General features: G+C 44.4%; 11 protein-coding genes. 4 read left to right on the forward strand and 7 right to left on the reverse strand.

The features are described from left to right. Positions 1 to 174: 174 nt before the first annotated feature. The 6 genes from R7P80_RS11695 to deoD all read right to left on the reverse strand — a co-directional run bounded on the left by R7P80_RS11695 (position 175) and on the right by deoD (position 7,398). Entirely contained in the window at positions 175 to 1,305 is a 1,131-nt protein-coding gene (locus R7P80_RS11695; protein ID WP_213901266.1) for an HlyD family secretion protein, read from the reverse strand. Beyond that, positions 1,305 to 1,685: a DUF3302 domain-containing protein gene (locus tag R7P80_RS11700; RefSeq protein WP_005375135.1), complete on the reverse strand. Its 381-nt coding sequence runs from the start codon at positions 1,683 to 1,685 to the stop codon at positions 1,305 to 1,307. The genes R7P80_RS11695 and R7P80_RS11700 overlap by 1 nt, the downstream gene beginning before the upstream one ends. A 244-nt stretch (positions 1,686 to 1,929) precedes the next feature. Beyond that, a complete protein-coding gene (locus R7P80_RS11705; RefSeq protein WP_053307917.1) occupies positions 1,930 to 3,513 on the reverse strand; it encodes a GGDEF domain-containing protein in 1,584 nt (527 codons plus the stop codon). Then, positions 3,497 to 4,981 carry a hypothetical protein gene (locus tag R7P80_RS11710; protein ID WP_225491632.1) on the reverse strand — a complete coding sequence of 495 codons (1,485 nt, stop codon included), beginning with the start codon at positions 4,979 to 4,981 and terminating at the stop codon, positions 3,497 to 3,499. The genes R7P80_RS11705 and R7P80_RS11710 overlap by 17 nt, the downstream gene beginning before the upstream one ends. A gap of 166 nt (positions 4,982 to 5,147) precedes the next feature. Beyond that, complete coding sequence (locus R7P80_RS11715) at positions 5,148 to 6,617, reverse strand: hypothetical protein (protein ID WP_005383936.1); 1,470 nt, start codon at positions 6,615 to 6,617, stop codon at positions 5,148 to 5,150. 70 nt (positions 6,618 to 6,687) lie between these two features. Continuing rightward, the gene (deoD, locus tag R7P80_RS11720; RefSeq protein WP_005375140.1) at positions 6,688 to 7,398 is read right to left on the reverse strand and encodes a purine-nucleoside phosphorylase; all 711 of its coding nucleotides are present in this window, start codon (positions 7,396 to 7,398) and stop codon (positions 6,688 to 6,690) included. Between the two features lie 398 nt (positions 7,399 to 7,796). Between deoD and R7P80_RS11725 the strand changes: the two genes are divergently transcribed. Genes R7P80_RS11725 through R7P80_RS11740 form a run of 4 tightly spaced genes read left to right on the forward strand, consistent with a single transcriptional unit; the run spans position 7,797 to position 11,908 of the window. Continuing rightward, a complete protein-coding gene (locus R7P80_RS11725; protein ID WP_138939428.1) occupies positions 7,797 to 8,747 on the forward strand; it encodes a YbgA family protein in 951 nt (316 codons plus the stop codon). Then, positions 8,737 to 9,537 carry a MerR family transcriptional regulator gene (locus tag R7P80_RS11730; protein WP_033906723.1) on the forward strand — a complete coding sequence of 267 codons (801 nt, stop codon included), beginning with the start codon at positions 8,737 to 8,739 and terminating at the stop codon, positions 9,535 to 9,537. The genes R7P80_RS11725 and R7P80_RS11730 overlap by 11 nt, the downstream gene beginning before the upstream one ends. Before the next feature lie 22 nt (positions 9,538 to 9,559). After that, positions 9,560 to 10,975: a deoxyribodipyrimidine photo-lyase gene (phrB, locus tag R7P80_RS11735; protein ID WP_225491633.1), complete on the forward strand. Its 1,416-nt coding sequence runs from the start codon at positions 9,560 to 9,562 to the stop codon at positions 10,973 to 10,975. 6 nt (positions 10,976 to 10,981) lie between these two features. Continuing rightward, a complete protein-coding gene (locus tag R7P80_RS11740) occupies positions 10,982 to 11,908 on the forward strand; it encodes a L,D-transpeptidase family protein (protein ID WP_005383933.1) in 927 nt (308 codons plus the stop codon). A 26-nt stretch (positions 11,909 to 11,934) separates the two neighbouring features. Here R7P80_RS11740 and R7P80_RS11745 read toward each other — a convergent pair whose 3' ends face one another. Then, positions 11,935 to 12,189, reverse strand: coding sequence for an Lpp/OprI family alanine-zipper lipoprotein (locus R7P80_RS11745; RefSeq protein ID WP_005375145.1), 255 nt, complete (start codon positions 12,187 to 12,189; stop codon positions 11,935 to 11,937). Positions 12,190 to 12,620 lie beyond the last annotated feature (431 nt).

Below are 12,620 nucleotides of genomic sequence, written 5' to 3' on the forward strand. Positions count from 1 at the left end.
GACTGGCTTTGGTTTTAGCAAGCATTAAAAATAAGGCGCGCATTATACAGAATATTAATAAAAGTGGGAATGCTATCTATCTGGATGGCTAGAATGAATCAGGGGCTGATCGTCAGCCCCTGATTACACGGTTTGATGTTATTTTTACCAATAAATGAATGCGCTATATGTTCATTAATGGTCGAGGTATAAATAGTTCTGCCAGCTCTTCATACGAATAAGCACTTTGCGCATCACTGATACGTGAGTAAAGCTGTCTGAATAAACTGCAACTTCAACCGCAGTACCCATTGGTAGGTGGTATCCACTCAAGTCGTCGGTAATTTTCAGCTTCGCAAAAACACGTCCGCTCGTGCGCAAGGCATCAGTCCCCAGCAGAGCGCCTCGCGCTTGAATTTGGCTTTCACCAATGGCTGGAATTACGTCAATGACTTCGCCACGGAACACTTTGCCCGGGATAGCGCGGAACATAAATTCTGCTTCAAAGCCTGGCTTCAAGCGTTGTAATGAGTTTTGTCTGAATGCCGCGGTGTACGTAATGTCTTCGGTATGTACGAAGGTCATTGCCGGGGCAAGTGGCAACGGCACAGCCATAACACCAGGACGTAAAGCCAATTGCGTAACGTAACCATCGGTTGGCGCACGAACGACGGTTTGCTCTAGGTTAAACTCTGCTTTACGCAGCTCGGCAAGAAGTTGCGCGACTTGGGTATTTTCGCCTCCGATTTCAGAGTCCAGAGCGATTTGCGCTTGTTCTTGTTGCAAAATCGCAACGTCTAACATGGCTTCTGCCGCTTTATACGCTTGGCGTCGAGTATCCAAATCTTGTTCAGTAAACGCGCCACGATCAAAGCCCCTTTGATATCGGCTAAATTCCCTTTGTGCTTTATCTCTGTCCGCTTGCGCTTTCAATACAGCAGCTTCTGCTTCTCTTAGATCAGACTCTAAACCCAGGGCACCTTGGCTTGCTTCTTTGACTTTCGCTTTAAGGCGAGCAACTTCTGCTTCAAAAGGCACAGGATCGATTTTGAAAAGAATATCGCCCGTTTTGAGCGGTTGGTTGGCCTGGACTGGCACTTCCACCACGCGGCCACGCACGCCAGAGACGATAGGCGTAGTCGGGAACACTTGGTTACCCAATTGAGTAAATGGGTGGTTGTAGTTCATAAGCAGCACGAGTGTGCCCACTAACACTACGCCGCCAAGTACGGCGGTTGGAACGGTCCATTTGTTTAGAGGAATATTGAAAATTTTAAAAATGGCAATACAAAGAGCTGCGTAAGTCAGAATCAGCAATAAGTCCATTATTCGTCCTCTTTACTTTGTTCAGGCAAAGGCTTTTGCTGAATCTTTTGTTGTTTCAACATCGATACTTCGTTTTTGAGTTCGTTGACTTCATCGATGAGTTCTTCAAGGCGGTGATGAATGTCGTGTGTTTCTTGTTCTAGTTGTTTAAAACCCCAGCCGCGTTCCTTGCGCCATAATGTTGCCCAGATCCATAAAAATGGCCACAGCGCATGCAAAGTGAAAAGGCTGACCCAGCCAGCGTAGTGAATTGCGTCTTGGTGCGGGTGCTCTCTCTCTTTGGCGATTTCATATGGAATATCATGGATGACAATGATTCCGTAAAAGATCACTAAAGCAACGAAGATGAGTAACCCAAGTGCAAAATAGTCTAGAAACATCTTACCTACCTGTGCGTATTGCGAAATGGAAAATCTACGTAAATTAACAATTTAAGTATTTGTCTTAACTACAGATGAATCAAGCGGTTTTTATGTAGGAATTATGTTTATGCGATGTAAGTATCCACTGATGTTTATTGACAGTTAAGGTGTTGCTGAGTACTTATTTAAACAAGCAGTGAAGTGATATAGGAAGGATAAGTAAAAAGTATACTAAAGCCCCAGGTGTCAACCGGGGCATGGTTTAAAGTTCGGTACAGACTTGGTTTCTGCCATTGGCTTTGGCGCGATAAAGAGCTTTGTCTGCACGATAAAAAGTTCGCTGAGTATTCTCGCCTTCTCGATGCAAGGTAATCCCTATGGATACGGTCAGCCCCCGTTCACCAAGAATATCGTCCCAACCATATTGATAAATCCGTTCACGATAATTCTCGGCATGCATTTCTGCGCGTTCCAGTTGGGTATTCTCAAGGATCACGAGGAACTCTTCACCACCAAATCGTACGCACGATGCGCCTTTAAATCTGAAGTAGGACGCCAGTTCCTGTGACACACTTTTGATCGCTTTGTCGCCCACCAAGTGGCTTAGTTCGTCATTGATGGATTTGAAGTGATCGATATCGATGACCATCAATGCAAATGCAGTATCGTGCAGAAGTAGATCTTTTAGTTTAACTTCTAACCAGCGTCGGTTGTGTAAAGACGTAAGTGGATCGGTAAAGACGTCCTGCTGTAGCTGAGCAACAGTATTTTTATGCTGCTTGGTGGTTTCTTTTAGTTCTTTGTTTTCTAGCTCTGACAAAATGAGTTTGAGTTGTAACTCAAAGCGTGAAAGTCGGCGTAGTTGAGCAGACCCTAACTCACCGATCGGAATATGTTTTACAAGATCAGATTCGATTCTATGCGCTTTTTTTTCACAATTTAATGCTTCTTGATACAACCCTTGAGAGGCGTAAACTTGACTCATCGCGTTATAAAAATGCTGAGTAACGATAGGAGATAGCTGCTTTTGAATCCTTTTACTGATGGAGTCCAACGTTAAATTAGCTAAAGAAGTGTGCCCTACACCGTTTAGACAATACGCAGTCTCAATTTTGACCATCGTGGATAACCAGTATGTCGTGGCACTACCCGTTGTATACTGAACATTCGAAATAGCCAGCAACGCATTGGGGTAGTCTTCTTGCAGACGATGTAATTTGGCTCGGTAGAGGTGAATTTGTGCGGCGAGGTTTTTATCACTGACGAGAATGCTCAGTTCTTCACATTCACTCAATAGTTCTTTGGCGTCTGCGGTACGGTTTAAGCTGATATAACATGCAAGCATGTACAGCTTGTAACGAAGGCGTAGGGAGCGACTGCCAATAGCGTGATCGATAGCATCTATTTTTTGATAATAACGTAATGCACGTTGGTGATCCCCATAGGCATCGCACAAATTACCCATTCCAATAATGGCCAATACGTACTCATCAATATAGCCGTACTCGACGGCGATATTGGTTGAAGCAACATACTCGGTTAATGCCGCATTGTAGTCACCTACTTCAACTAAACGCTCACTCAAGCTTGCTTTCACAGAAAGAATATCTTCTACATCCTCTGGTAAAACAAGCAACTCAAGCGCTTGTTTCAATTCACTAATGCTGTCGTTGAGCTGTTTGATCTCTCTTCGATACTCGGCGCTAATGATATAGCAATGCGCTTTCTCTCGGTTTGTTGACGCAATATGTAACCCTATGTGTTCCCATAGCGTAATCGCTTCTTCACCTGAAACGGAAGAAGGATCGATACCTGCGTCAGTCACCTTGCTAAGCAGTTGTTCCATTCTTCATTACCTCAATATAACTTTCTTCGAGCTGTTCTAACGTGAATGGGAAGGTCAGGATATCTTGCAAATACAGTATCGGTTTCGGGCCTTTGATTCCGCGTCGCTTCCATGGATAGATGTCTAACATCGCTTGGACAGTGCGGTAGACCTCTTCTGCTGCTTGACCTTTTTCTGCAATTAACATTGCTAGCCTGTTACTGGAAATTCGCGAGATGAGGTCGCTAGAGGTTGTCAATGCATGAACGAGCTCGGTACAAACATCGAGAACTTCGGGGTTTGAATGCTGAATCATAATGATGGCGTGGTTAGAGCGTTTGAGCTCCGTTTTAAACAAAACTAATTGTTCCCACCAGTAGGTCTCAGAAACGACATTAGAGAACTGTTTTTCAGGGTCGTATTCGTGTTGAGAGCGAATATGATTGATCAGCTTACGTGCTCGCTGCTCTAGTTGGCGTTTAGAGCCTCTTGCTTTATCCATGCTGATTCGATGAGTTTGTTCTTTGAGCATTTTGAGTGCGTGCTTACGGTATTTCTTGAACGCGTTAAACGCAGACTCAAAGTCACCTTGTTCTTCAGCGACTCGTGATTGTTGGAAGCAAATTTGGCTGAGTAGCTCACCGTGGTCGAAACTGAGTGCAGACTCTTCTGCTGCAAGTAGCAACTTGGCAGCACTGTCTGTATTTTGGCGCAAAAGCTCAAGTCTTGCTCGGCTAATAAAAGAGTGTGCTTTCATCCAAACGAGGTCATGCTCAATGGCAAGCTGGTGGGCTTTTTGGGTGGCTTCTTCGGCCGCATCAAGGCGTTCTAGTCCAAGCAGTGCTAACCCTTTAAAGTCCCAGATCTCGGCTTGCCACGTACTGTCATCATGATCTTTTAATACTTCGGTTGCTCCATCCAGTACCGTAAGCATCTCGACAAACTTATTTAGTAAGTAATAGTCCCAAGCTAATAGGATGCGCGCTTTGCCTTCTAACCAAGCAATACGAACATTGTTTGCCACTTTAACGGCTAACTCATGAGTTGAAGCGGCAAGTTGGTGTTCATTAGTGATGCGCCATACATTACCAAGCCCAATTAGAGATTCGATTTGAATTTCAACATCATCAACAAGAGCAGATTGTTCGAGCGCATTAATCCAATATTGTTGCGCGGAATAATACTTTGCTTGGCCCCAATATTGGAGTGCAAAAAGATGGAGAATTTCCGGGAGATGATCGTCGGTTTCAAGCTGTGTTTGTTTGCTGTAAGCGTCTTTGACGAGTTTTATGCCTTGTCGGTAATCCATTAGGCACCAACAGCATTGCGCCATGATGAGTAAGGCTTTGATCTCTCCGTCCACAAATAAAATTTGTTCCGCGCGGATACGATATTGCTGCGCAATATTAAAGGTATGTTTAGGGGCCGATTTTATTTGGCCTTTAAGCTTAGTGAGATCATCTTCTAGCTGAATTTGGTTTTTATCCAACGTTCACATCCATGACTATCGAACTGGAAATCACACCTAATATTAAGTGGTTAGATGCATGTTTCTTTACCAAAGCGATGCGGATAACGTTTTGGTAAACGATCAGGGGCCGTAATGTATACCGTTACAACCCCTAATTACTACATCTAAATTACCAATAGAATAGCTACGATAGGAGCTGTTTGATTGTCAAAGGTGCATCAGAGACTTCTAACCTTTGTGCAGCGGTGAGACCTTGTTTATCCTGATAGCACAAATTATGCCAAGCTCTGAATATATCTAAAAGAGGTAAAATACCAGCAGGTCGTAATTTGCGACGTGGCTCGTTAATGAAGCTTTCGAAAAGGATCTGAAAGCGGTTTTGATAAAACTTCACATGACGAGTTGTCGCGACGTTAAACCATTTTTCGGGCTCATTTTGATCGCCAGCGAGGTAGCAAATGCCTTTGTGGTTTTCGTTTTGACTAGAGATTGCCCAACGATCGCGCCACCAACTCATATAGGCGATATCGACTTTGCCAAAGGGAGTACTCATGTCCCAACTAGCGTCCTCTTCTACGTACATCAAGTCGACACTTTTCTCTTTAATGCGAGGTAAACAAACGCTCAGTGCAGCCGAACGTAGTAGGGGATCTTGAGGCATGTATAGAGATACACGTTTGTTTGGGCAGCACATATCAAGTACGTGCAAATAGTGTGCATACGAGGTGTATGGCGGACGGACTAATGCCCCTTTTGAAGGGTAATGAAATACAGATAGATTACCAAGAGGATCTTCTACGTTACCGCGAGCCAAAATTGTTTGGTATTTTTGGTCAATTCGCTCTCTGAGGTGATGAGAAGGTTCCGCAAGCGGCTCACTTGCTTCCGCTACGTACTCCTGGGAAACAAAACGAGACACCTCATCGTAAGGATTATGATCGAGCGTTGCGATTGGCTCTTCGTCAGCGGAATAATTGACGTGCTGGCAAAGAATATAGCCAGAGTGCGCTTCGCCAGAAACAATCCAATATACACCGTTATTGCTGTTCGGTTGCAATGCAATATAGTTTGAGGCCAATTCATAATGCGTTGCGTGGTTTACCCAGCGCGCATCAATGGTTGCAAGCTTGCGGCGGCAGCGGCTAGCTATATGGTCAACATGGTCGTAAAAGGTTTTTGGGTTAATACTAAGCTTACGGCAGATTTCTCGTACGGAATATCCCGTAAACAATAAACCCATCAAGTTCTCTTGAAATTGAAGCTTCTTGTTGGCACCAGACCACTTGTCGACAAAGGTACTTTGACACACTTTACAGCGGTAACGTTGGCGATCGCCACTGTAACCGAAAGCGTGATAGAGGTGTTTGTGAGTGTGGACAGAAAGTCCAAAGTTGTCGCAATCATCATTACGGCAAGCAGGCAACCCGTCACTGTGGACGTGCCGCAGGCGATGAAGTTCGTTCACGACATCGCGATTATTAAGTAAGGGGGGGAAAGCTCCACATTCACGGCATACCATCGCCGGACGCTTAGGGTTCGCATGTTGCAGAACGTAACGCTTTGCATCACTCAATCCAAAGTTGTCACACGCCAATGTTTTACAAAAGTTGAGTTGTAACCCATCTGCGTCTTTTGGCAGTTCGCCGTTAGACACAATCGCCCCCTCGGGATAATTCGGGCAGCCAGCATAACTCTGGCTGCAAATTATTACTTACTATTTGTTCTTAGATGTTGATTGCAGTTTCTAGTGCAACTTTCATCATGTCGTTGAACGACTTCTGACGCTCTTCTGAGCTTAGTTTTTCACCACGGATGATGTGGTCAGAAACTGTCAGGATAGTCAGTGCTTTCGCGCCTAGGTCAGCTGCTACGCCGTAGATACCAGCCGCTTCCATGTCTACACCTAGGATGCCTAGTTTTTCCATCTTCTCGAAGATGTCTGCTTCTGGTGTGTAGAACAGGTCTGCAGAGAATACGTTACCTACTTTTACAGGCACTTCCTGAGCGCGCGCTTGGTTAACTGCTTCTTCTAGAAGACCGTAATCAGCGATTGCTGCGAAATCGTGGTTGTTGAAACGGATACGGTTAACTTTAGAGTCTGTAGAAGCACCCATACCGATAACAACGTCCATTAGTTTCACGTCGTCACGTACTGCACCACAGCTACCTACACGGATAACGTTTTTCACGCCGTATTCAGCGATTAGCTCGTGTACGTAGATACAGCAAGACGGGATACCCATGCCGTGGCCCATTACAGAAACTTTTTTGCCTTTGTAAGTGCCAGTAAAGCCGAACATGTTGCGAACGTCACAAACTTGTTTCACATCTTCTAGGAACGTTTCAGCGATGTATTTAGCGCGCAACGGGTCGCCTGGCATTAGAACTGTTTCAGCGAAATCACCTGGTTGTGCGTTAATGTGTGGGGTTGCCATAAGTGCTCTCCAAAGTTTTGTTTTGATAAAACGCCTCTATTATAGAACGCTATTACCAATTCTGTTGAACTTGTTCGTTTTCGTTGAGGCAATAATATCGGGACGTACAGTTGCCCCTTGAGAGCTTAGTCACAAAAACCACGCATTTAGAAACTGCAACTACTATTGATAACCAAATCTGTTGAAATCAAAAGAGCAATCGATTTGCTTTTGAGCAGTTTGTCGATTGCGCGCACAAATTCTTTGTTTTTGGGCCAAACTTTTTTCTGACAGCTGGTTGATCGAAATACTTTCGAGTGAAGTAAAACGATTAAATTGTACAACTTATTTTCTTGTACAATCAGGAAAGGCTTGCTATAAGTTATACAACAAAACTTTTTGTATAGGGATGCGTCATCATGGAATCTTCGATCAAAGTAGGTATCAGTTCGTGTGTTTTGGGTGAACGAGTGCGTTTTGACTCTGGTCATAAGGTGAGCAACTTTGTGACTAAAGAGCTTAGCCCGTATTTTGACTTTATTTCGGTATGCCCTGAAGTCGGCGTAGGTATGCCAGTACCCCGTCCAACCATTCGTCTTGTTTCTAATGAAGAGCGTGTTGCATTGGTTGAAACCAAAAATCCAGAAAATGATCATACCGACAATATGCTCACTTACTCGGCCAATAAAGTAGATGAACTTCAAAGCGAGCAGCTTTGTGGTTACATCGTTTGTGCCAAGTCACCAACTTGTGGCATGGAGCGAGTCAAGGTTTACAGCAAGAACAGTGCTGCGAAAGAAGGTGTTGGCTTGTATACACAAACATTGATGCAAAAAATGCCTTGGTTGCCTGTTGAAGAGGATGGCAGACTTAACGACCCTGTATTGAAAGAAAATTTTATCACTCGAGTATTTTGTCTAAATGACTTTTACGACTCGATGGATGGTGAGCCTACTCGTGGCAAAATCATCGACTTTCATTCGCGCTACAAACTGACGTTAATGGCACACCACCCAGAGTCATACCGATCCCTTGGCCGCTTAGTTGCCGATGTCGCTAATTATGAAATTGAAGACTTTTACCAAGAGTATCGTTTAGGACTGATGAAGGCGTTAACGAATCGGGCTAGCCGCAAAAATAACACAAATGTGTTGATGCATTTACAAGGGTACTTCAAACGCTCACTAACTAAAGAAGAAAAAGAAGAGTTAGCGACAGTGATTCACGACTACCGTATTGGAATGCTGCCTCTGCTAGCACCACTTACGTTGATTAAGCATTACTTAAATACTTACCCAGACGAGTATTTATCAAAACAGAAGTTTTTAGAACCGTATCCGCAGGAGATGAGATTACGCTATGGTTTGTAGTTCAGAAGAAAAACTATACGCGATCCGAGATGTCGCAGAAATCACGGGTGTAAAACCAGTTACGCTGAGAGCTTGGCAACGAAGATACAACTTGATCCAACCTCAGCGAACTGAAAAAGGACACAGACTTTATCGCCAGCAAGATCTCGATACGATTCGCGAAGTCCAGAGCTGGCTCGCGAAGGGGATTTCGATTGGTAAAGTGAAGGGGCTGCTAGGAAAAAGCGCCGATGTCGAAGTCAAAAACGAGGTTCGCACACTCGAAGAAGTTGAAAACATGCTGCTTGCGCTGTCTACCCTGAATCGAGGAAAAGCAGAGAGTTTACTTGCCTCTGTTCTTAAAGAGTATCCACTAAAACTCGTTATTGATCAGTTTATTAGCCCAGTATTTGATGCGCTAGACATGGTGAAAGGATCGCTGCGATCTTTACAGGTAGGGTTATTTCAGACTTGTTTGATCACTCGACTTGCCCTTGTTATCGATTCTGAAAACAAAGCCGCTTCCAAAGGAAAGTGTCTGCTCATTAGCTTTGAACAAAACAGAGAGTCTGAGAGTTGGATTCAAGCAGCGAAGCTTTGCGAACAAGGGTATCACACGACTTTGATCGATAAGGTTGATGATGTTTCTGGTCTACTAGATCACGAGGTCGTTGAAAATGGTTCGTTTATCTACCTTTTCTCCAACAAAGCGCTAGCTGCTAAACAAGTAGCGTCCATCAAAATGCTTCACGCACAGTTAGGTGATCGGATGGGGTGCTCTGAAGTGATAGAGAAATTACACCTAACTTAGTAGACAAAAGATAGGAGCTACCATGGTTTTAGTATGGTTTCGACGTGACTTACGTACGTTAGACCACACGGCACTCAAAGCGGCGTTGGATTCAGGTCAGCCTGTCGTCGCTTGCTTTATCGCGACGCCAGAGCAGTGGCGGGAGCATCACATGGCGCCGATGCAGGCAGACCTCATTGCTCGTCGCTTAGCTTGTCTTAACGAGGAGCTTGAAAGCCTTAATATTCCTTTTTTGTACAAAGAGGTGCCGTCGTTTTCCGATTGTACAGATGTGATTAGTGGGTGGGCGGAAACACTTGAAGCCACGTCTGTCATGGCAAACATTCACTATGAGGTGAACGAACGAGAGCTCGATACACAAGTAAGTGAAGCGTTAGCTTCTCACGATATCGAATTTGAACTGTTTCATGACAAATGTGTGCACGCGCCAACGACGGTTCTTAATAAGCAAGGCGAATATTTTAAGGTATTTACGCCATTCAAGCGTGCTTGGTTAACGCAGTTCCATATGCCGACGGTAGTAAAACCTCACGAGCAAGCGCCACTCAATAAAAAGGTACTCGAACAATTAGAGTCGGCTCGATTTAATTCAAGCTTCACATTTAGCTATCCTCGAGAATCCAGTGAAGGCTGGCTGGCTTCGACTAATGATATTTTGAAGCAGCTTAGGGAATTTGCACGGGAGCGCAGTGACGCGTATCAAAGCGAGCGAGACTTTCCAGCTATTGATGGCACTAGCCAACTGTCTCCATACCTTGCGATTGGCGCGCTATCACCAAGGCAGTGTATTGCTCGTTTGTATGCAGAAAATCAACAAAATGACCTTACAGAAGGGAAAGCAACTTGGTTAAGTGAGATCATTTGGCGTGAGTTTTATCAGCACCTATTGGTTTTCGAACCAAAACTCGTCAAAGGCAAAGGATTTATCGATTGGGAGGATAAAATCCAGTGGTCCTATGATGAGAAGGCCTTTGAGCGATGGAAGACAGGAACAACAGGATACCCAATCGTTGATGCAGCAATGCGTCAGCTCAATCAAACAGGCTGGATGCACAATCGATTACGTATGATTGTCGCGAGCTTTCTTACCAAGGACTTACATATTGATTGGCGATGGGGAGAAGCGTACTTCATGAGTAAGCTGGTGGACGGCGATTTTGCAGCGAACAATGGTGGCTGGCAATGGTCTGCCTCTACGGGCTGTGACGGGCAGCCATACTTTCGTATTTTCAACCCGATAAGCCAAGGCGAAAAGTTCGATGCTAATGGTGAATTTGTGCGCCACTGGGTACCAGAAATCAAAAGTGTACCGAACAAATACATCCATAAACCTTGGACTTGGGAGGGCTTTTCTTTACTGGAATATCACAAGCCGATGGTTGATCACAAGACAGAAAGAGAGATAACCTTACAGCTCTTTAAAAGTGCCAAGGAATAGAGTGAAATGCTTAGCAAAAAGCGATCAATGAGTTTCGCAAAACGTACCCTGCTATCTGTGTCGTTATCTTTAGTGAGTGGTCTATCATTCGCTAAGATGTACGAATTACCAGAGGATGGAAGCCGTTTAATTGGTCGCCTTGAAAACCACGTCGTGCAAGAAGGCGAAACCATGGCAAATATCGCTAAGCTCTACGATGTGGGTATGCTAGGTTTAATGGCCGCAAACAAAGGCGTGGATCCCTTCTTACCAGAAGAGGGGCATGTTCTTACTATTCCGACACAGCTAATCCTCCCAGACGTACCTTATAAAGGTATCGTTATTAATCTAGCCGAGCTGCGCTTGTATTACTTTCCGAAAGGAGAAGATATTGTCCATGTATTTCCTGTCGGAATTGGCCGAATAGGGCGCGATACCCCAGTAATGACAACGCGTATCAGCCAAAAACGACCGAACCCTACATGGACTCCTCCAGCCTCTATTCGTGCCGAGTACAAAGCAAAGGGCATTGACCTACCAGCCGTTGTTCCTGCGGGGCCTGATAATCCACTTGGTATGTTTGCATTGCGTTTAGCTTACGGGAATGGCGAATACCTAATTCATGGTACCAACAAGGACTTTGGGATTGGTATGCGAGTCAGCGCGGGTTGTATTCGTATGGACCCAAGTGACATTGAGTGGTTATTTGACAAGGTTCGTAACGGCGAAGACGTTAACATCATTAATCAGCCTATCAAAATGACACTTGAACCTGACAGAAGTGTGTTCTTAGAAGCACATGAGCCTTTGACTCGTAGTAATGGCGAGAAAGATGAACTCAAAGTGCCGAAAGAGTTAAAGTGGTGGCTGGATGAATTCGGTATGAAAAACGTGAAGGCTAAAGCAGCAATCGCTGCACAGAATGGGGTTCCTGTCGAAATAACCGCGCCTTAACGGGCGTTAAGACGCGGTATCAAATCTTACTTAGTGTAAGACTGAGCGATGTTATCGATACGCTCGTTAGCACGCTCAGCTTCTTCTTGAGCAGCCATTGCTGCTGCGCCTGATTTTTGAACGTCAGATTGAAGAGCTTGTACGTCTTGGCTTAGTTGGCTAACTTGGTTGCTTAGTTCGTCTAATTTTGCTGCATTTGCTGTTGCTGCGTCATCAGAAGAAGCACAACCGGCTAGTAGAAGTACTGAAGTTGCTGCAGCTGCGATCAACGTTTTGTTCATATAAGAACTCCTTGCTTATAGTGAAAGTCTCGCCACCAACTATTATTTTATACAGTAGCGAGGTTAAATGTGGTTACATTTTATCAGTACATGATGTAGCAAAAGTCAAAAAAACCCAAGAATTTCATGGAGTACCTGACGTCAACTTTTACCTGAGCTTAACAAAGGTGAATAGTCTATCTTCTCCCTCGCTCTCACAACAGTTTTCATAGCAGGTGTATTTGCCACGTTCCTGATATCAATAATTTAGACGATATTGACACAAATGAAAGTTTATTGGCCCAAATAACTGCTATTTACGTCGTTTTGTTGAAGAATAGAAGATATATCTGAAAGGCCTTTCACTGAACTTCACGTTCAGATGCACATCAAAAAGGCTAGGGTTTACTCTGAACTGAGCCACAAATGATGTTTTACCTTCACCACAGGGA

It is taken from the genome of Vibrio sp. 2092, from assembly GCF_033339635.1.
GTDB lineage: Bacteria > Pseudomonadota > Gammaproteobacteria > Enterobacterales > Vibrionaceae > Vibrio > Vibrio alginolyticus.